This window comes from Acinetobacter sp. YH12233, assembly GCF_013417725.1.
In the GTDB taxonomy this organism is placed as follows: domain Bacteria; phylum Pseudomonadota; class Gammaproteobacteria; order Pseudomonadales; family Moraxellaceae; genus Acinetobacter.
On record NZ_VPDK01000021.1, the window covers coordinates 1 to 21807 of the forward strand.

Annotated in this window: 17 protein-coding genes; 8 read left to right on the forward strand and 9 right to left on the reverse strand. The window is 44.6% G+C overall.

The window, feature by feature from the left end; genetic code table 11:
* Positions 1-161: 161 nt before the first annotated feature.
* On the reverse strand, positions 162-584 hold the full coding sequence (locus tag FTV12_RS10425) for an OsmC family protein (RefSeq protein WP_004782528.1): 423 nt from the start codon (positions 582-584) through the stop codon (positions 162-164).
* Positions 585-731: 147 nt separating this feature from the next.
* On the opposite strand from FTV12_RS10425, the gene crp reads away from it, so the two are divergent.
* The 4 genes from crp to clpB all read left to right on the forward strand — a co-directional run bounded on the left by crp (position 732) and on the right by clpB (position 6025).
* Complete coding sequence (gene crp, locus FTV12_RS10430; RefSeq protein ID WP_004782527.1) at positions 732-1439, forward strand: cAMP-activated global transcriptional regulator CRP; 708 nt, start codon at positions 732-734, stop codon at positions 1437-1439.
* 193 nt (positions 1440-1632) lie between these two features.
* Positions 1633-2682 (forward strand): NADP(H)-dependent aldo-keto reductase, encoded by a 1050-nt coding sequence (locus FTV12_RS10435; RefSeq protein ID WP_004782522.1) that lies wholly within the window; start codon positions 1633-1635, stop codon positions 2680-2682.
* A gap of 144 nt (positions 2683-2826) precedes the next feature.
* Positions 2827-3192: an antitoxin Xre/MbcA/ParS toxin-binding domain-containing protein gene (locus tag FTV12_RS10440; RefSeq protein WP_180033991.1), complete on the forward strand. Its 366-nt coding sequence runs from the start codon at positions 2827-2829 to the stop codon at positions 3190-3192.
* A gap of 253 nt (positions 3193-3445) precedes the next feature.
* Entirely contained in the window at positions 3446-6025 is a 2580-nt protein-coding gene (gene clpB / locus FTV12_RS10445) for an ATP-dependent chaperone ClpB (protein WP_180033992.1), read from the forward strand.
* Between the two features lie 67 nt (positions 6026-6092).
* On the opposite strand, the gene rlmKL is transcribed toward clpB, so the two are convergent.
* The gene (rlmKL, locus tag FTV12_RS10450; protein ID WP_180033993.1) at positions 6093-8297 is read right to left on the reverse strand and encodes a bifunctional 23S rRNA (guanine(2069)-N(7))-methyltransferase RlmK/23S rRNA (guanine(2445)-N(2))-methyltransferase RlmL; all 2205 of its coding nucleotides are present in this window, start codon (positions 8295-8297) and stop codon (positions 6093-6095) included.
* Between the two features lie 654 nt (positions 8298-8951).
* Between rlmKL and FTV12_RS10455 the strand changes: the two genes are divergently transcribed.
* The 4 genes from FTV12_RS10455 to FTV12_RS10470 all read left to right on the forward strand — a co-directional run bounded on the left by FTV12_RS10455 (position 8952) and on the right by FTV12_RS10470 (position 13460).
* Positions 8952-9284: a hypothetical protein gene (locus FTV12_RS10455; protein ID WP_034170006.1), complete on the forward strand. Its 333-nt coding sequence runs from the start codon at positions 8952-8954 to the stop codon at positions 9282-9284.
* A gap of 223 nt (positions 9285-9507) precedes the next feature.
* Positions 9508-10524, forward strand: a complete 1017-nt coding sequence (locus FTV12_RS10460) for an aspartate carbamoyltransferase catalytic subunit (protein WP_004782500.1) — start codon at positions 9508-9510, stop codon at positions 10522-10524.
* Between the two features lie 10 nt (positions 10525-10534).
* The gene (locus FTV12_RS10465) at positions 10535-11773 is read left to right on the forward strand and encodes a dihydroorotase (protein ID WP_180033994.1); all 1239 of its coding nucleotides are present in this window, start codon (positions 10535-10537) and stop codon (positions 11771-11773) included.
* A 193-nt stretch (positions 11774-11966) separates the two neighbouring features.
* The gene (locus FTV12_RS10470; RefSeq protein ID WP_166137259.1) at positions 11967-13460 is read left to right on the forward strand and encodes an OmpA family protein; all 1494 of its coding nucleotides are present in this window, start codon (positions 11967-11969) and stop codon (positions 13458-13460) included.
* Positions 13461-13517: 57 nt separating this feature from the next.
* Here FTV12_RS10470 and FTV12_RS10475 read toward each other — a convergent pair whose 3' ends face one another.
* The 7 genes from FTV12_RS10475 to FTV12_RS10505 form a co-directional block, all read right to left on the reverse strand.
* Positions 13518-14930, reverse strand: a complete 1413-nt coding sequence (locus FTV12_RS10475) for a short-chain fatty acid transporter (protein WP_004782496.1) — start codon at positions 14928-14930, stop codon at positions 13518-13520.
* Between the two features lie 97 nt (positions 14931-15027).
* Positions 15028-15666: a CoA transferase subunit B gene (locus FTV12_RS10480; protein ID WP_125279247.1), complete on the reverse strand. Its 639-nt coding sequence runs from the start codon at positions 15664-15666 to the stop codon at positions 15028-15030.
* Between the two features lie 2 nt (positions 15667-15668).
* Complete coding sequence (locus FTV12_RS10485; protein WP_180033995.1) at positions 15669-16373, reverse strand: CoA transferase subunit A; 705 nt, start codon at positions 16371-16373, stop codon at positions 15669-15671.
* Positions 16374-16473: 100 nt separating this feature from the next.
* On the reverse strand, positions 16474-17376 hold the full coding sequence (locus FTV12_RS10490) for a hydroxymethylglutaryl-CoA lyase (protein WP_004782490.1): 903 nt from the start codon (positions 17374-17376) through the stop codon (positions 16474-16476).
* Positions 17373-19367, reverse strand: coding sequence for an acetyl/propionyl/methylcrotonyl-CoA carboxylase subunit alpha (locus tag FTV12_RS10495; protein WP_180003661.1), 1995 nt, complete (start codon positions 19365-19367; stop codon positions 17373-17375). Before FTV12_RS10495 ends, FTV12_RS10490 begins: the two co-directional genes overlap by 4 nt.
* A gap of 19 nt (positions 19368-19386) precedes the next feature.
* Complete coding sequence (locus FTV12_RS10500; RefSeq protein WP_180033996.1) at positions 19387-20181, reverse strand: enoyl-CoA hydratase/isomerase family protein; 795 nt, start codon at positions 20179-20181, stop codon at positions 19387-19389.
* Positions 20182-20193: 12 nt separating this feature from the next.
* Complete coding sequence (locus FTV12_RS10505; protein ID WP_180033997.1) at positions 20194-21795, reverse strand: carboxyl transferase domain-containing protein; 1602 nt, start codon at positions 21793-21795, stop codon at positions 20194-20196.
* Positions 21796-21807 lie beyond the last annotated feature (12 nt).

A 21807-nucleotide genomic window follows, 5' to 3' on the forward strand; every position in this document is an offset into this window, starting at 1 on the left:
CTCATGAAATACGGTATTCTGATGTGACAAAACCTGAATCCTGGTCGTTAAAGTGTTTGTTTGCACTCATATTTTAACTGTTAGGACTCAGGTTTTTTTATTTAAAGCAAACTATGGGACAGCAATGCCACGAAGACTACTTTTTTATTGAAATTAGCGGATTATTCCACTTCTACAATTTCAAAATCGTGGGTGATTTCGACACCACCATCAGACAGCATTTTGCTGGCAGAGCAGTATTTCTCAGCAGAAAGCTCTACGGCTTTAGCGACCTGTTTCTCTTTGATGCCCTTACCGCTGACCACAAAGTGTAGATGGATTTTGGTAAATACCGCAGGAATTGTATCGGCACGTTCTGCTTTTAATTCACAGCGTACATCAGTAATCTCCTGACGTGCTTTCTTTAAAATCGTCACAATGTCAAAAGAAGCACAACCACCCAGACCGGTCAAAATCAGTTCCATTGGGCGAGGACCACGGTTTTCACCGCCATATTCAGGTGAACCATCCATGATGATACTGTGACCACTTTGAGTTTTTGCTTCAAAAGCAACATTCTCTAGCCAATGAACACTCGTTTGCATTGCAACTACCTAAAAAAAGCTATAAATTTACGAAGTAACTGTACACTAACATAAATTGGGTTGATAAGGAATTTCAATCCCACTGTGTGACAAGTTCACATTAGGTCTTGTGCGATCTATAAATTATCCATATTCGGAACTGTAAGCATGACTTCAAACTTTTCACAATTAAGCACAGACGCACTTTCGCCGGGGCAACTACCTGAATCAGTGAAAGCGTTATTAAAACGTGCATATATCAATCGCTATCCAAAACGTACCACGATCGTGGATGCAGGATCAGAATCTAAATCGCTGTATTTAATTCTGAAGGGGTCTGTATCTATCATTCTTCGTGAAGATGATGAACGTGAGATTGTGGTAGCTTATTTAAATGCGGGAGACTTCTTTGGGGAAATGGGGCTTTTCGAAGCAAATCCACAGCGTACTGCAGAAGTGCGTACTCGTGATGTCTGTGAAATTGCTGAAATTACCTATGAAAACTTTCATGAAATTAGCAAACAATATCCAGACCTTAGCTATGCAGTTTTTGCCCAGCTGGTTCGCCGTCTGAAAAATACCACACGTAAAGTGACTGACCTGGCATTTATCGATGTGTCTGGTCGTATTGCACGTTGTCTGATTGACCTGTCATCTCAGCCAGAAGCGATGATCTTGCCAAATGGTCGTCAGATCCGTATTACCCGTCAGGAAATTGGCCGTATTGTTGGGTGTTCACGTGAAATGGTCGGTCGTGTTCTAAAAACTCTAGAAGAACAGGGCATGATTGAAACCGATGGTAAGGCGATTCTGATTTTTGATGCATCGCTGGAAGAACCTGAAGCAGTGGGTGCTGGCGAGTTCGAAGACGAATAAGCCAAAAGCACGATAAAAAGCAAATCTTCGGATTTGCTTTTTTTATTCCTGTTTAAAAATTTCAGCCTGATTCAGAACATAACAAATTGGCACAAGCTTGTTAGAAAAGATGATTTAAGTCCGTCTTATAATTCCGATAGGCTATAGCACACTTGCTCTTGATAAATAACAGATAAACTTAAAGGACATTTTTATGCAATTCAGACCATTGGCGGATACGGGAATCTTATTGCCAGAAATCTGTTTGGGCACCATGACTTTTGGTGAGCAAAATACTCAGGAAGAGGCTTTTCAGCAATTAGACTATGCCTTGGATCAAGGTTTATATTTCTGGGATACCGCAGAAATGTATCCGGTGCCACCCAAGCCTGAAACGCAAGGGGCAACTGAACGAATTATTGGTAACTGGATTGCTTCACGTGGTGGTCGTGACAAACTATTTTTAGCTTCGAAAATTGCGGGCCCGTCACAAGGTGGTAGTCATATCCGTGATGGCCAGACCAAGTTCGTGGCTTCGGAAATTACATCAGCAATTGATAATTCATTGTCGCGTTTGCAAACTGATTATATCGACCTGTACCAATTGCACTGGCCTCAGCGCGCAACCAATTTCTTTGGCAAGCTGGGTTATGGCAATGCAGAAGCTGCAGATGATCGTGCCGTAACGAATCTGGAAGAAACCCTGACTGCTTTGCATGACGAAATTAAGAAAGGTCGTATCCGTTATATTGGCCTGTCCAATGAAACCCCTTGGGGCACCATGAAGTTCCTGCATCTGGCAGAGAAATTGGGACTTTCTAAATTTGTTAGCGTGCAAAATCCGTATAGCTTGCTGAATCGGACTTATGAAATTGGTATGTCGGAAATTGCCAAATACGAAGGTGTAGGTTTGCTGGCTTATTCTCCACTGGCATTCGGTTATCTGACTGGTAAATTCCGCAATGGTGCACGTCCAGCCAATGCACGTGTGACTTTATTTTCACGTTTTAGCCGTTATAGCAATCCGGAAAGCGAGTGGGCCGTCGAGCAGTATGCACAACTGGCTGAGCAGCATGGCCTGACCTTAACCCAGTTGTCACTGGCTTTCATTAAACAGCAGTTCTTCGTGACCAGTACTATTATTGGTGCGACCAACTTGGATCAGCTCAAGGAAAACATTCAGGCGTTTGACGTGAATCTTTCTGAAGAAGTCTTGCAGGGCATTGAAACCATTCACCGTCAGCAACCCAATCCGGCACCATAATTGTTCAAGTGTTCTCTTTAAATGCCCTTCAAGTGAGGGCATTTTTGTTTCAATAAAGGATCAAATTTAATGATAAACAACATAGCGAGAAAAGGATAAAGGCAGCATAATCAAAACAAGATTCATCAATAGGATTTAATAAAAATGAATAATGAAACGGATATTTCTAAATCCCAAGTATTAGCCAAAGCTATATTCAACTTAGCTGAACAGTTGCAATTGCAAGAATCCGAGCTTGCATTAGTTCTGGATCTATCTGAAGCAGAATTATCGTCAATCATAAATCAAAAAGAATTAGAACCAGATACTAGCGCAGGTAAAAGAGCAATAACTTTAATCAATATCTATCAAGCGTTATTTGGTCTGAATGGTGGGGATCTGAGCTGGATGCGCCAGTTTATCAATTCACCTAACAAGCTTTTGGATCAGCAAATACCAAGATCCTTGATGCAAACAGAACATAGTTTGAGTGCAGTATTGCGATTACTAGGACGCTTGCAACCGCACTAAAGGTCTTTCTCTATTTTCTACCCATCCGAAAAATAGCAGAGTCAATTAAATCAAATATTCATTATTGATCTTCACCTTAAAAATTCTACTTTCGCTCACTTGAAATATTTTCATTGAATACCAATATTAATACTGATAACTCTGTCTTTTATTTAATTAAATTTTTGAAAAATATATAAAAAATTATTTGAAATTTTATTTCCAGCACCCATATATCCATCAAGTAGAAAATTTGTTGTGAGGAATAACAAGAATGCGTTTTGAGAAATTTACCAATCGCTTACAGCAAACCCTTTCCGATGCGCAATCTCTGGCAATGAGCAAGGATCATGCTGCCATTGAAGGGATTCACATCTTGTCCACCTTGATGGAAGAAGCATCGAATGTGAGCTTGCTGCAACAGGCAGGAGCGAACCTGCGTGACCTGCAAAGCAAAGTACAAACTGCGCTGAACAATGTAGCTACGCTCGGTAATCCCTCTGCCGATATCAATATCAGTCAGGAAGCAGCCAAAGCCCTGCATCTAGCGGACAGTTATGCACAAAAAGCAGGAGATGAGTTCCTGTCCACTGACTGGGTATTACTGGCACTTGCAGAAACGGGTGCCACCAAAACCTTATTAAATAGTGTTGGCGTAAAAACTGAAATTTTACGACAGGTCATTAATCAAATTCGAGGTGATGAAAAAGTCATGAGCAATAATCATGAAGATCAACGGGACTCACTGAATAAATATACGATTGATTTAACTGAACGTGCCATGGCTGGCAAACTGGACCCGGTGATTGGTCGTGATGATGAAATCCGTCGTACAATTCAGGTGCTGTCACGCCGTACCAAAAACAACCCGGTACTGATCGGTGAGCCAGGTGTCGGTAAAACTGCGATTGTCGAAGGTCTGGCACAACGTATTGTTAACGGTGAAGTTCCTGAAGGCTTGAAAGGCAAACGTGTATTATCACTGGACTTAGGTTCATTGCTGGCAGGAGCCAAATATCGTGGTGAGTTCGAAGAACGTCTGAAAGCCGTTCTGAAAGATCTGGCTAAACATGAAGGCGAAATCATCCTGTTCATTGACGAGCTGCATACATTGGTCGGTGCCGGTAAAGGCGATGGCGCCATGGATGCGGGTAACATGCTGAAACCTGCATTAGCGCGCGGTGAACTACGCTGTGTCGGTGCAACGACTCTGGATGAATATCGTCAGTACATTGAAAAAGATGCAGCTTTAGAGCGTCGCTTTCAGAAAGTGCTGGTGGATGAACCAAGCGTGGAAGATACCATTGCGATTCTGCGTGGTCTGAAAGATCGTTATGCAACTCACCATGGTGTGCAGATTCTGGATTCTGCAATCATTGCTGCGGCGAAAATGTCACACCGTTACATCACAGATCGTCAATTGCCGGATAAAGCCATTGACCTGATTGATGAAGCAGCATCTCGTATCAAAATGGAGCTGGATTCTAAACCTGAAGCGCTGGATAAACTCGAACGTCGTCTGATTCAGCTGAAGATGCAGCTTGAAGCGGTGAAAAAAGATGCAGACTCTGGTGCACAAGGCGAAGTGAAACATCTGGAAGAGCAGATTGCCACTGTAGAGAAAGAGTACAGCGAGCTGGAAGAAATCTGGCGTGCCGATAAAGCGCTGGTAGCAGGCAACAAAGATATTCAGGTGAAACTGGATCAGGCTCGCATTGCGCTGGAAAAAGCCCAGCGTGAAGGTGATCTGGCTGAAGCAGCACGTTATCAATACGGTGTGATTCCTGAACTGCAAAAACAGTTGGAACGTATTGAAGCGGCTGAAGAAAGTGAAGCACCAAAACTGTTACGTGACAAAGTCACTGACAATGAGATCGCTGAAGTAGTCAGTGCTGCGACCGGTATTCCTGTGGCGAAAATGCTGCAAGGTGAGCGTGATAAACTGCTGCATATGGAAGAATTCCTGCATAACCGTGTTGTTGGTCAGGAAGAAGCCGTAGTGGCTGTATCTAATGCTGTGCGTCGTTCACGTGCTGGCTTGTCCGATCCTAACCGTCCAAGTGGTTCATTCCTGTTCTTAGGCCCAACAGGTGTGGGTAAAACAGAATTGACTAAAGCTTTGGCGAACTTCCTGTTCGACAGTGACGATGCCATGATCCGAATCGACATGTCCGAATTTATGGAAAAACATTCGGTGAGCCGCTTGGTCGGTGCACCTCCGGGCTATGTCGGTTATGAAGAAGGTGGTGTGCTGACTGAAGCGGTGCGCCGTAAACCATATAGCGTGGTGTTATTCGATGAGGTCGAAAAAGCGCATCCGGATGTATTTAACATTCTGCTGCAAGTGCTAGATGATGGTCGTTTGACTGACTCGCAAGGTCGTGTGGTGGACTTTAAAAATACCGTGATTGTGATGACTTCGAACCTGGGTTCACAGGATGTCCGTGAACTGGGCGATAAAGCAACTCGTGAAGAAGTCCGTACAGTGGTGATGAATGCGGTATCGGAACATTTCCGTCCAGAGTTTATCAACCGTATTGATGAGCTAGTGGTGTTCCATGCACTGGAAAAAGACCAGATCCGTGGTATTGCCGATATCCAGTTGAACCGCTTGCGTCAACGTCTGGCAGAACGCGATATGCGTCTGTCTGTGGATGACAGTGCTTTCGATCAGTTAATCGAAGCTGGTTTCGATCCGTTGTATGGTGCGCGTCCATTAAAACGTGCGATCCAGCAACGTATTGAAAATGGTTTGGCACAAAGCATCCTGGCAGGTGAGTTTGGCCCTGGTGATACCATCGTCGTTCGTGGTGAAAGTGGCGAGCTGGTCTTTGAAAAAATGAAACTCAGCTAATAGAAGTTCTCCTCGCAACAAAAAAACCCAGCCTAGGCTGGGTTTTTCTTTATCTTATATTCACACCTTACATTTTTGGATGAGTAATTTTCCAGGCACGGTGAATTTTCTGGTTACGCTTGAAGTCTGGACCAATGGTTTCATGCGTGATTTCTTCCACGTCATATAAACCTTCAATCATTTCATCCATTTCGAAACCACGGTAGTTGTTCGAGAAATACAACGTACCGTCAGTGGTTAAACGGTTCATGGCACGTTTCAATAAAGAGACGTGGTCACGCTGAACGTCGAAAGTCCCGTAGAATTTTTTCGAGTTAGAGAATGTCGGTGGATCGATAAAGATCAGGTCATATTGTTCATGACCTTCTTTCAGCCATTCAAAACAGTCAGATGCAAAGAATTGATGTTGTTGATCGGCATGGTCTACAGTCAGGCCGTTTAGAACAAAGTTCTCTTTTGACCAGTTCAAATAAGTATTAGACAAATCGACACTGGTGGTACTCGCTGCACCGCCTAAAGCTGCATGTAAGCTCGCGGTAGAGGTATAGCTGTACAGATTCAGGAAGTGCTTGCCTTTGGCTTCTTTGGCAATACGCAAACGTATCTGACGGTGATCCAGGAACAAACCGGTATCCAGATAGTCGGTCAGGTTGACCAGAATCTTGGCTTGGCCTTCCTGGACGATAAAACGTTTAGACGCTGTACTTTGTTTGGTGTACTGGTTTTTACCTTCCTGACGGGCACGCGTCTTGATAAAGATCGCATCACGGCCCAAACCGGTCACGGCACGAATTGCCTGTAGAGCCAGGTTAAAACGTTTTTTTGCTTTTTCAGGATCGATTTTTTTCGGTGGTGCATATTCCTGAACATGCAGACGTTCGCCGTATAGATCAACTGCTACATTAAAGTCCGGCAGGTCGGCATCATACAAACGCAGGCAGTGAATATTTTCTTTTACCGCCCATTTTTTCAGGGTTTGCATATTCTTGGTCAGACGGTTAGCAAATTCCATCGCACCTTCAATCGGCTCGAATTGTTGCGGCTGCCAGCTTTCCAGGAAAGGACGTGTGACTGCTGCCGGTTTTACCGTACCGAAACGGATATAGATCGGCAGTTTACCGTTCATCAAACGCAGAATTTGTGGATCATTGAACGCCAAGACATCGGCCTGTTCCACCTGAGCAGCAATGACTGCGGCTTTTTGATTCGGGAAATTCTTTTGCAGCAGATTAGACAAACCCAGATACAAGGCACGGTTAGAGGCTTTATCACCTAAACGCTCACCGTACGGTGGGTTGGTGACGAAGAACACTTTCTTGCCTTCAGCCTGGAAATCTGGCCAGTCATTTAAAGTACGCTCTTCGATCTTGATCTGATCGAGGGCTGATTCAAAACCTGCCGCAATAATGTTCTGTTTAGTGGCTTTCACCGCTTCCCAGTCGGCATCAAAGGCATAGAATTTGGGTAATGGGTTTTCTAGCGCAGCTTTATGACGTTCAGCCGCTTCAGCTTTAATCCCCATCCATAATTCATGGTCATGACCATTCCAGCCATTAAATCCGAAACGACGCACCAGACCTGGGGCGCGATCCGTCAGAATCATCAGGGATTCAATAATAAACGTCCCTGAACCACACATTGGATCAACCACAATATCCGGGTTGATGTCTTTCAGGCTGCCTTTTTGCAGGATCGCAGCCGCCAGATTTTCCTTGATTGGTGCTTCAGTCATAAAGCGGCGATAGCCACGTTTATGCAGTGAATCACCGGATAAGTCTAAACAATAAGTATGTTCTTTTTTACCTGCCAGAATATACATGGTGATTTCTGGCTGTTTGGTATCAATACTTGGACGTTTGCCCACAGCTTCCATAAAGGAATCGACGACGCCATCTTTGGCACGTAGAGTTGCAAACTGGGTATTGACCTTAATATCACGTTCAACGTGCAGACGAATTGCGAAGGTGCTTTGTGGTGCAAAAATCAGTGACCAGTCGAAGCTCATCGCACCTTCATAAAGCTCTTCTGCAACATCACGCGCATCGTGGGAGAATTCGATTTCATGCGTGTGAATTGGCATCAGGACACGAGAAGCCAGACGAGACCACATACAGATGCGGTAAGCATTTTCAAGCGTGCCTTTGAAGGTCAGACGACCTGGGAAACGTTCAATATCCTGAACACCTAAACCTTTGATTTCTTCTTCTAATAAGGTTTCCAGACCATCGGCACAGGTGACCCAATAATTGCTTAAACGTGAAGAGGTATTCATAAAATAGAGAGACCGGAAAAGAATAAATAAAAACTGCGCTCAGTTTAGCGTATTTTGCCTGTTAAAGCTTTGGAAATTTTTTAAATTCGAGCACATGCAGCCTAGTTTTACTCATCATAAAAAGCGCTAAATGTTGACTTAAAAAGCAAACTGAAAATTTACGAGATATGTAGAACTAAACAGTGACAGTAAGGCAAATTTATTGAGTAAATCTTTTTATTTTACAGATGGGTATGTGATGATTATTAAACTAATTCGCAATCTAGATCTTCAATTGCAGCCATGTTGTATGTGTGATTTAAAAAATAAATAATCGGGTTATTGATGTGATGGATCTGATGCCGGATCGTTTATATACACCTCATGGCATCAACATTACTCTAAAAGTAAAAGCTAAAATTTGGTCACTCATGTCAAGTGATCGAGACTAAGAATTGATTAGCCAGACGAGGAGTGAATCTAAAACAAAAAAGACACTGATCTACGATTGCTCGAGGTAGAACAATTTTCATTCATATCAATTTATAACTCACATAACTTATTTATTAATTTTGGTACGTTTATTGCTCTATCTAATATCAATGAAGCTGTAATGCTGAGGGGAATCATTACAGCTTCATCTTTATTCTTAATTATTATTTCGGAGGGGCTTAGATGTTGGATCTTCAATTACGCAGGAATGAGGCATTTTCAATCGCTACCTTGATCTATGCACGTTTAAGACGAGTGACTGGGCGAGTAATTGATGCCATGTATCTTGCAGAAAATATCCACTATGCAAAGCATGTGATTGGGCTGGCAGAGCAGACTGAAGATCCTGAGTTATTACATCTGGTCAATCGTTTAAAAACCACTCTGGATTTATCGTCATTTTCAGAACTGCAGGCTGAAGAACAGGCGGAAAAGGAACTGATTTCTGTGGAACCAAGTGAAGAAGATATCTATCGCGCACAGGTTTCACATCATTATATTGGCGCATTGCGCTAATTGGGGGATTGAGTGTGGATGCTCCAGACTGAAGCACTCATGTTTAAATGAAGAAACAAGCATATAGATAGACAGGTTAAATTATCTTATTGAAAAAATACATGGGAATTTAAATTTCCATTCTTATTACCGAGATGGTTTTTGTACAACCGAGCTCTTTATCAACTATAAAGATTCGCTAATCTCTGTATAATACGTTGACTTAACGTATAAGGAATCTCTCATGCACTTGGCGGCATTGCATACACCGAGCCAGATTCAACTCAACAAAGCAGGTAATCTTAAACATTTCCTGACCATCGAAGGTCTTTCTAAAGAAACTCTTACAAAAATACTGGACACTGCGTTGTCCTTTTTTAATGACCAAAATCAGCTGATCACCAATAATTTGCTCGAAGGCAAAACGGTGATGAACCTATTTTTTGAAAATTCTACCCGAACGCGTACTACTTTTGAGGCAGCGGCCAAACGTCTGTCTGCCAACGTGCTGAATATCGATATTGCCCGTTCAAGTACCTCTAAAGGTGAAACTTTACGTGATACCTTGTGGAATCTTGAGGCTATGGCGGCAGATATTTTCGTGGTACGTCATTCATCTTCAGGTGCAGCACACTTTATTGCCAAAGATGTATGTCCAAATGTCGCTATTATTAATGCAGGGGATGGCCGTCATGCCCATCCAACTCAAGCGATGCTGGATATGCTGACTATTCGCCGCGAGACCAATAAAAAATTCGAAGATATGTCGATTGCTATTATTGGCGATATCAAGCATTCGCGTGTAGCACGTTCAGATGTGGCGGCACTGCAAACCTTAGGCTGTAAAGATATTCGCGTGATTGCACCGAATACGTTGTTGCCATACGGTTTTGATGACTACAGTGAAGATGTACGCCTGTTCAATAATATGGAAGATGGCATCAAAGACTGTGATGTGATCATTACTTTGCGTATTCAAAACGAGCGTATTGATTCGCCAGCGCTGTCTTCTCAGGCTGAATTCTACAAAATGTATGGCCTGAATAAAGAACGTCTCGCCATGGCCAAGCCGGATTGTATCGTGATGCATCCAGGACCAATGAACCGCGGTGTGGAAATTGATTCCAGCATTGCAGACGGTCCGCAATCCGTGATTTTGAAACAGGTTACTAACGGGATTGCAGTACGTATGGCGGTACTGGCTCTTGCGATGCAGGGTCAGTTACAGGAACAGGGTTTGATTGAAGCGATTGCGGTATAAGGAATAAGTCATGTCTATTGTAAAAATTGAAAATGTCCGTGTTCTTGACCCAATCCAAAACACTGATTCAGTCGAAACGGTTTATCTGGAAAATGGTAAACGTATTGCAGAAACTGCTAACGTCTCTGAAACCATTGATGGGCAGGGCAAATGGCTGATGCCCACTATGGTGGATCTATGCGCACGTTTACGTGAACCGGGCCAGCAGCAACACGGAACTTTAAAGTCTGAAGGTAAGGCTGCACGTGAAAACGGTATTCTGCATGTCTTTACCCCGCCAGATTCCAAACCGATTGTGCAGGATAATGGTGCGCTGATTCATGGTCTGGTTGAAAAAGCCATGCTGGATGGCGGTATTTATTTACAGGTGATCGGTGCGCAAACCCAAGGTCTGCAAGGTCAGCAACCGGCCAATATGGCAGGTTTGAAAAAGGGCGGATGTACTGCGGTTTCTAATGCCAGTGCGCCGTTTGCCAATGATGATGTGGTATTGCGTACACTTGAATATGCAGCAGGATTGGACCTGACTGTAGTGTTCTATGCAGAAGAGCCGCAAATTGCCAAAGATGGTTGTGTGCATGAAGGCTTTATTGCTTCGCGCCAAGGTTTGCCAATGATTCCATCGCTAGCGGAAACTGTGGCCATTGCCAAATACCTGCTCATGATTGAAGCAACTAAAGTACGCGCTCATTTCGGTTTGTTATCTTGTGGTGCATCAGTAGAACTGATCCGTATTGCTAAAGAAAAAGGTCTGCCAGTAACTTGTGATGTCGCAATGCACCAATTGCATCTGACTGACCATCTGATTGATGGCTTTAACTCTCTTGCACACGTGCGTCCACCATTACGTTCTGAATCTGACAAAGAATTACTGCGTCAAGGTGTGAAATCTGGTGTGATTGATGCGATCTGTACCCATCATGAACCCCTGAGCAGCTCTGCCAAAATGGCACCATTCGCGGAGACACTGCCTGGATTTACTGCGTTTGATACCTATGTACCGTTCGGTATCCAACTAGTGAATGAAGGCTTCTTTACGCCGTTGGAATGGGTGGAGAAAGTCACAGTTGCTCCTGCGAAAGTCGCCAGTATGTTTGAGCATTGGAAAGCGGAAGCAGGCTGGGTACTGGTTGATCCAGAACAGGAGTGGACATTAAGCAAAGAAACGATCGTTTCTCAAGGTAAAAATACACCACTGCTCAATCAAAAAGTGAAAGGTAAAGTGCTGCAAACTTTTATTGCTGCATAACACTTACATTTCGCGTTTACAAAAAGTCAGCTTCGGCTGACTTTTTTATATCTTAAATAAAATACTAGAAAAGTTAGCCCTACATAAACAGTGAAACTTTATGATATCAGTACAATTATTAACATTCCAAAGAGGGTGGGTCGCTACACTGATTAAATATTAAACATTATAAATCAGAATAATGGTGATCTTGATGAATACAGATTTAATTGAACGTTTAAAGAGTGATGTGACCGCCATTGTGCTGCAAGGTGAAACAGAACATCTATTTGCCAAGGATCAGGCCTTAGCCCAATTCTATCCTGTATTGTTAAGTATTCTTCGTGCAAGACCGGCCTGGATTGAAAGTCTGGGTCAGCAACTTAATCCCAAGATTGATGAATTATTTAATAATAATCCGACCCTAAAACAACAATTCCTGGCTCAGTTAGATTCAACTGCACCTCAAGATGAAATTGAACAGACCCTGAACCGGGCAATTGTTCCAACCATGAACTTCTTGCAAGCAGAAGCGGGTGCACCCACTGCTGAAGCAGTAGGCCATTTGTTAGATACCCATGCAGACTCGATTCAACGGGCATTACCAGTCTGGGCTGGCCCCATACTGGCATCTCTAGGCGTATCTCCGCTGGCGGGACAAAATCTGAACCGCGCACCGGGTCTGGCTTCCGAACCGGAAGCAGAACCAGTACTGACTGAAGAGAAAAAGGCAGTAGTGTTCTGGCCTTTTATTCTCCTCGTGATTATTGCGGCGATTATCTTATTCTTCTTCCGTGGATGCCTGCGTGATGATGATCCGGATGAATTGCGAAATGCCCAAGCAGTGAGTGAAGCTGCTGCAACGAACCCTGCAATTCTCAAAATCAGCACCGGTAGTCAGGGTGAAATCGTCAACTGTCAGGTACAGATGAATGATTCGAAATATATGCAGATTTTGCAAAATGAAATCAAACAGATCTTTAATTACAGTATTGGCTGTGGTGCAGTAGCCAATGAGAATTACCACTCAGAATTTATTGATCAGGATACGATTCCATCTGTATTGAAACTGCTGCAAGGCATGTCAAATGTGACTTTGACTTGGGCGGGTAATCAGGTGTCTGTACAGGCAGCAAACAGTGCGGATGCACAGCGTTTGGCAGGTCAGATTCGTGGTCTGGCTAAAAATGTAGAAGTCGTGACCCAAAAACCAGTGGATATGGATGAGGCGATCAATACAGCCAATACCGAGGCTAAAAAAGCTTTAGACGAACTTCAGATGGAGAATATTGAGGCATTGGATGTTGCTACTGCCTTAAACCTGCAACTTATTCATTTTGCGACAGGTTCTACAGAAATTCCTGAAGTGAATAAAAGCTTGCTGGATCAGACCGCAGCTTTATTGCAATATGCCAAAGATGTACGTCTAACCGTAATAGGCCATACTGATACGGAAGGCAGCAGCACTCAAAATCAGGAGCTATCTTTAAAACGTGCTCAAGCCATTGTGAATTATCTGGTACAGAAAGGGGTGAATCCGGCACAATTACAACCTGTAGGTATGGCGGCGAATCAGCCTGCTCAACCGAATGCAACCTCGAACGGTCAGTATCAAAATCGTCGTGTAACTTTTGAAGTTATGAGTACCGAAGATGGTCGTGTACATACTGTAGATAATGAAGGCGTAGTTGAAAAGAAAGCCAGCTAAATAATTCTTTCATCATAAAAAAGGACGAATGATTCGTCCTTTTTTATTTGTTATGAATTAAGAGAAGACAGGTGGGGTATAAGTCAGGGTTCTTCCTAGGAACCAGAGCAAGAATAGTACCAATGGAAGATGAAAGACCAGTTGGGTCACTGTAAAACCAATCACATCTTTAGCCTTTAACTTCAGGATCCCCAGCATGGGGAGCATAAAGAAAGGATTGATCAGATTGGGCAAGGCTTCGGCCGCATTGTAAATCTGGACGGACCAGCCCAGATGCACTTTCAGGTCATGTGCAGCCTGCATCACATAAGGCGCTTCAATAATCCATTTTCCTCCACCAGAAGGAATGAAGAAGCCTAGAATCGCTGAATAAATTCCCATCACCACTGCAAAGGTTTCCTGCGAGGCAATCGAAACGAAGAACTCGGCGATATAGTGCGATAGGGACAGGTCAGCAGAATTCAGGGCATTGGTCATCATAAAGGCGATGCTGCCATAAAGCGGAAACTGGATCAGCACCCCTGAAATGGCCGGCACAGCTTTGGACACAGCATTGAGAAAATTACGTGGTGTACCATGTAAAGCTACACCCAAAATCAGAAAGATAAAGTTATAGGTGTTTAAGCTGGAGATTGCCAGAATAGGATTACTTTTGGAAAACTCGTTAAACATCCAGACCAGACCCAGAACCACAATCAGAATACTTAAGATTGGCGAGTTTTCCAGCCAGTCACCCGGCCGTTTATGGGTCACGGTTTCAGTCTTTTCTTCTTCAATCTGGATCGGGAAGTGATCAATAGTTTTAATATGATTGCCTTTGGGCGCAGACCAGTAAGCAATGGCAATCGAAGCAATAATCAAGACTGCTGTCATGATCATGGATTGCGGCAGGAAAATCGTTTCGGTAAAAGGAATCACACCAGTCAGATTATAAAGCGGTTCTGGTAGGCTGGATTTGTTGGCTTGTAATTGCGCGGCAGAGGAGCTGATGCCGAGCGCCCAGGTTGCACCCATTCCGATAATCGCTGCTGCGGCAGCTGCACGGTAATCCATATTCAGCTCTTTACGCTGCGCCAGTGCAATCACTAGAAGAGCAGTTAGTACTGTACTCATCGCCCAGTTAATCAGGGAAATCAGTAGACTAACTGTGGCGACAAGAACGATGGCTCCACGTCCAGAATGAGGAATGCGCGCCATTTTCTGAATCAGTAATTGCATCGGTTTGGAAACTGAAACTACATAACCGACCACGATCAACATGCACATCTGTAAGGTAAAGGGAATCAGACTCCAGAATCCGTCACCAAATGAAATCGCGACGTCTTGTGCCGGCGCACCAATGCCAATCGCGGCAATCGCAACGATGATGACACCGAGTAGGGCAAAGATATAAGAGTCCGGAAACCATTTTTCAGACCAGTCGCTGACGCGCATGGCAAAGCGCTGCAAGATATTTTGTTGAGTTTGCATGATTAAAATCCATTTATTCTGCATTTGTTATTAAGAAGCGGCTTTCTTCAGCCAAAAAGAAACCCTTAAAATTTTTCATTTTAAGGGCTGGGAAAAATCAGGCTGCTTTACGGAGTAAAGGTACGCCGGTGACTTTCTGAATTTCATCAAAACTGACATCGGGTGCCAGTTCTACAAGTTGAATACCTTCAGGTGTGACATCCAATACACCTAAGTCAGTAATAATCCGGTTCACTACGGCCTGCCCAGTAAGCGGAAGACTACATTGTGAGACAATTTTAGGCGTACCATCTTTGGCGCAGTGTTCCATCAGCACCACAACTTTTTGCACACCTGCGACCAGATCCATGGCACCACCCATGCCTTTGACCTTCTTGCCTGGAATCATCCAGTTGGCCAGATCACCATTTGCTGAGACTTCCATAGCCCCCAGAATGGCGATATTGACATGACCGCCACGGATCATGGCAAAGGAGTCGGCACTGGAAAAGAAAGATGCACCTTTGCGGGCAGTTACCGTCTGTTTGCCAGCATTGATCAGGTCGGCATCCACAGTCTCTGCCGTTGGAAATTCTCCAATACCCAGCAGACCATTCTCAGACTGAAGCCAGACATTAATATTCTCTGGAATATAATTTGCGACTAAGGTTGGCAGACCAATACCCAGATTCACATAGAAACCATCTTCAAGTTCCTGTGCGGCGCGCTGCGCCATTTCATTACGTGTCCAAGCCATGATCAAGCCTCCGCCTTTAAAGTCATCTGTTCAATCCGTTTTTCTGGTTGGGTATTCAGTACAATCCGGTTCACATAAATACCGGGAAGATGAATTTCATCTGGATCAAGGGCACCGATCTCGACAATTTCTTCAACTTCAGCAATGGTCACTTTACCAGCCATGGCACAGACCGGATTGAAGTTCTGGGCAGTTTTACGGAAAATCAGGTTGCCGGCTTTATCGGCCTTATAAGCTTTAACCAAAGCTACATCAGCAGTTAAGGATTCTTCCAGAATATAAGACTTGCCATTGAATTCGCGGACATCTTTACCTTCAGCAATGACGGTTCCAACACCGGTCGCGGTATAGAAAGCGGGAATACCTGCACCACCGGCACGTAATTTTTCAGCTAAAGTTCCTTGCGGGGTCAGTTCAACTTCAAGTTCACCGCTTAAGTATTGGCGTTCAAATTCCTTATTCTCGCCCACATAGGAAGAGATCATCTTTTTAATCTGTTTGGTTTCCAGCAATAGCCCCAAGCCAAAGCCATCCACACCGGCATTATTAGAAATACAGGTCAGATTTTTGGCACCAGTTTCCTTTAAAGCTACAATGAGGGCTTCTGGAATACCACAGAGTCCAAAACCGCCTACCGCCAGAGTATGTCCATCCTGGACCACGCCGTCTAAAGCGGCTTTTGCACTGTCATACACTTTATTTGACATTTTTACCTCGATTTATTCTTCTCTTGCAGATCTCTTTCATCTAAAGATCTGCTGATTTCTATCCATGAGGACTTATAGAGTGTCCGGCTATTTCAAGTTTTTAAGCACAGGCTTTTTGCCAATAGGCATTGGCATAATTGGATGGATTATTGCGTTGTAATACCTCGCTGATATTACGGCTGGCCTGCATCAAAGCATCCAGTTGAATACCGGTTTCAAAGCCCATCTTGGAGAGCAGGTAATACAGGTCTTCAGTTGAAACATTGCCGGAAGCACCTTTGGCATAAGGACAGCCACCGAGACCGGCAATAGAGGAGTCAAATACCCGAATCCCTTGCAGCAATGACTGGTAAATATTAGCGATGGCCATGCCATAGGTATTATGAAAATGACCGGCTAGCACTTTACTATCAATTTCTGAAAGACAGGCATCCCAGACGTTCTTCACGCGATCCGGAGTTGCCGTACCAATGGTTTCACCTAATGACACTTCATAGCAGCCCATGTCTAGTAGACGCTGTGTAACTTTGACGACCTGCTTCGGATCAATTGCACCTTCATAAGGGCAGTCCACCATACAAGAGACATAGCCACGCACCTTGACATCATTTGCTTTGGCAGCTGCCATCACATCTGCAAACTTCTCAAAGCTTTCATCAATCGAGCAGTTGATATTCTTGTGGGTAAAGCTTTCAGAAGCTGCGGTAAATACCGCAACTTCTTTACAATCCACAGCCAGCGCTGATTCAAAACCTTTCATGTTTGGCGTCAGCAAACTGAACTGGATATTCGGATCTTTAGGCAAGCTGGCAAATAGCGTATCGCTATCTGCCATCTGTGGAACCCATTTGGCTGAAACACAGGAGCCGACCTCAATCGCCTGCAAACCTGTTTTCATCAGGTCCAGAATCAGATTTTTACGGTCATCTAGTGTTAAAGGTGTTTTTTCGTTTTGCAGGCCATCGCGTGGCCCGACTTCTACGATTTTAACGAAATCTGTCATGCAACTTCCTCCGCTAGAGGCTGAAACTCAACCAGTTCATCACCGGCTTTAACCTGATCACCTTTCTGGAAGTATGAGTTTGCGATAATGCCATCATGCGGAGCACGAATGGTATATTCGATCTTCATTGCTTCCAAGGTCAGCAGTACATCGTCTTTTTTCACTTTGTCATTTGCCGCGACCAGAACCTGAGTAATCACGCCAGGCATTGGCGCAGTTAGATTGTTTTCAGTACCTTGTTCATCCTGGCTATTAAAATCAGACTTCAGATAAGTAAACTTGTAACTTTGACCATTCTGGAACAGGGTAATGCCATGCTCAGTCTGGCTAAATGCCAGTTTCTGCTGCTGACCCGCAAGATTTAACTGGAGTAGGTGTTGATCAAGCAGCTCACCCTGGATGGTAAGTGTCTGGCCTTCATAATTTGCCAGGAAACTATTTTCTAGCGCTTTAAAGCTCACCACACGTAAAACGTCATTACATTGTAATTTAATTGTGTAGCTATTTTGCTGATTCAGACGCCAAAATGCCTTTTGCTGCCAGACGGGATTATTGCTAGTCGGGTTTTGAGCCAGACGCGATAACAGTTCAACCAAGGCTGCAGTGACCACTAATTCTGCACTGATATCAGCAGATGGTTTGAGTAGGAACTCTTCTTCACGTTGAATCAGGCCAGTATCGAGATGGGCATTTTTAAATGAATCACATAATACTAAGCGATCAAGAAAAGCGATGTTATTGCCAAGACCATCGACATGAAACTGACCCAAGGCATGATGCATCTGGGTTAAAGCAGCTTCACGGTTTTTGCCCCAAACAATAAGTTTGGCAATCATCGGATCATAATAGGTGCTGATTTCATCACCTTCGACAATGCCACTATCCACACGCACGCTGTCATTTTGTTCTGGATAGTGCAAATAGCTGATCTGACCGATGGCAGGAATAAAACCTTTTTCTGGTTCTTCGGCATAAACACGGGCTTCCAGTGCATGACCGTGTATCTGTAATTCATGCTGCTGTTTCGGTAAAGGTTCACCGAACGCTACACGTAACTGCCATTCCACCAGATCCTGACCGGTGATCATTTCAGTGACTGGATGCTCAACCTGCAGACGGGTGTTCATTTCCATGAAGTAAGCAGTACCGTCTTGCTCAACGATGAACTCGACTGTACCGGCACCGACATAATTTACAGCACGTGCAGCATCAATTGCGGCTTGGCGCATCGCCTCAAGTTTGTCTTCTGGCATTTTAGGTGCAGGTGCTTCTTCCAGAACTTTCTGGTGACGACGCTGCACGGAGCAATCACGTTCAAACAGATGCACATAATTGCCATGTGTATCACCAAAGACCTGAACTTCAATATGGCGTGGCTGCACGACATAGCGTTCAATCAGCACATCTTCATTGCCGAAGCTGGAACGTGCTTCGCTTTTACAGGAGGCGAGTGAACTCAGGAAATCTTCACTACGCTCGACCAGTCGCATGCCTTTACCGCCACCGCCAGCACTAGCCTTGATCAGTACTGGATAGCCAATACTGTCAGCTTGTTGTTTCAAGAAATCGGCATCCTGATTGGTACCATGATAGCCGGGGGTTAAAGGTACACCAGCTTTTTCCATTAAGGCTTTAGAGGTCGCTTTCAGACCCATTGCTAAGATCGCATCCACTGGCGGACCAATAAAGACAATGTTGTTATCCTGACAGGCCAGGGCAAACTGGTCATTTTCAGACAGGAAGCCATAACCTGGATGAATAGCCTGAGCACCTGTAGTTTTTGCTGCCTGAATAATACGTTCAATCTGTAAATAACTTTGTGCAGCAGGCGATTCACCAATATGGATGGCTTCATCTGCCAGTTTGACATGCTGTGCCTGTGCATCGGCATCGGAATATACGGCAACAGTAGCGATGCCTAACTTTTTCGCTGTACGAATTACACGACAGGCAATTTCACCACGGTTGGCAATTAAAATCTTTTCAAACATCCTACGATCCTTCTTGTTGTTATGCCGTGGTCTTGATCCAGGCCGGGCTTTTTTTGTTTAAAAATGCATTCAGTCCATTTTTCGCCTCATCTCCCTGGCGAACATGGGCAATATGCTGTGCGGTTTTAAGCAGCAGATCTTCAGTCAGGACCTGTTGATCGACCAGTTGAATCAGCTGTTTTGAGGCGTTTTGCGCTGCTGGTCCACCGAGTAAGAGCGCTTCCACAATCTCATCAATTTTGCTGTCGAGCTGTTCTGGTGCAGTCACTTCATGTGCCAGACCAATGGTTTTCGCCTGTTCAGCTGAGATTCGCTCAGCAGTCAGGAAATAACGTGACGCCTGACGGGCGCCAATCGCACGAATCACATACGGACTAATGGTCGAAGGGGCTAATCCTAAACGTACTTCAGACGTTGCAAACTTGGCATCAGTGCTGGCGATACAGATATCACAAGCGGATGCCAGTCCCATACCGCCGCCAAAAGCAATTCCATGGACACGGGCAATCGTCGGTTGTTTTAATGTCGCCAGACTTTGCAACATTTTTGCCAGTTTGAGAGCATCGGCTTCATTGTCTGCCTGTGAGGCCTGACCGGCCTGTTTCATCCAGTTCAGATCTGCACCCGCAGAGAAGCTTTTGCCTCGGCCTGCCAGAATCACCACGCGTACGTCATCACGCTGATTTAAAGACTGGAAACAGGCATGTAGCTCTTCAATGACCTGGGTATTAAACGCATTATGCAGTTCAGCCCGGTTAATCCAGACCGTTGCCACCTGATTCTGCTGTTCGAGCTGTAAAAATTGATAGTCCATTTTTGTCACCTCTTACATGCGGAACACGCCGAATTTGGTTGGCTGGATTGGTGCATTCATCGCTGCAGCCAGACTTAGGGCCAGGACTTCACGCGATTGCGCTGGATCAATGACACCGTCATCCCATAAACGCGCAGAAGCATAATAAGGATGGCCTTGGCGTTCATATTGGTCACGAATTGGCTGTTTAAACTGGTCTTCTTCTTCAGCTGACCAGGTTCCACCTTTTTGCTCAATCTGATCGCGTTTCAAAGTCGACAATACGCTAGAGGCCTGTTCACCGCCCATCACCGAAATACGTGAGTTTGGCCAGGTCCACATAAAGCGTGGCGAGTAAGCACGGCCACACATGCCATAGTTACCGGCACCAAAAGAACCGCCAATCACCAGAGTCAGTTTAGGCACATTGGCTGTCGCGACGGCCATCACCAGCTTGGCACCATTTTTAGCAATACCTTCATTTTCATACTGACGACCCACCATAAAGCCGGTGATGTTTTGCAGGAAGATCAGCGGAATATTGCGCTGGGTACATAGTTCAATAAAATGCGCGCCTTTTTGTGCAGACTCAGAGAATAAAATTCCATTGTTGGCAATAATTCCAACTGGCATTCCATAGAGCTTGGCAAAGCCAGTGACCAGGGTAGTCCCAAAGCGTGCCTTGAATTCGTCAAAGCGTGAACCGTCGACAATACGCGCAATCACTTCACGGATATCAAACGGTTTACGTGCATCGCTTGGCACAATGCCATACAGCTCTGAACTGTCAAAACGCGGTGCTTCAATTTCATCTGCAGTTTTATTTGGCTTTTTATTCAGGTTCGCCACAATGTTGCGGGCAATGGCAATTGCGTGTTCATCATTTTCTGCCAGATGATCGGCAACCCCAGATAAACGGGTATGTACATCACCACCACCTAAGTCTTCACTAGAAACCACTTCACCGGTTGCCGCTTTCACCAGAGGAGGGCCGCCGAGGAAAATCGTGCCTTGATTACGCACAATAATGGTTTCATCTGACATCGCTGGCACATAAGCACCACCTGCCGTACAGCTACCCATCACCACTGCAATCTGGGCAATACCTAGACTCGACATACGTGCCTGATTGTAAAAGATACGACCGAAGTGATCACGATCCGGGAAGACTTCATCCTGTAAAGGTAAATAAGCACCGCCAGAATCGACCAGATAAATACATGGCAAATGATTCTGTTCGGCAATTTCTTGGGCACGTAAATGCTTTTTCACCGTAAGGGGATAATAAGTCCCGCCTTTGACTGTGGCATCATTGGCCACGATCATGCAGGTCACACCATTGACCTGACCCACACCAGCAACTACACCTGCTGCAGGAACATCATCCTGATAAACCTGATAGGCAGCCAGTTGACCGATTTCCAGAAAAGCCGTGCCTGGATCAATTAAATGATTAATCCGTTCACGCGGCAGTAATTTGCCGCGATCCAGATGTTTCTGGCGGGCATTTTCTCCGCCACCCAAGGCAATTTTTTCTACTTTCTGTTTAAGGTCATTCACCAGTTGCAGCATGGCAGCCTGGTTGGTCTTAAACTCTTCACTACGTATATTGATTTTGCTCTGTAACTGATTCATGACGAACATCCT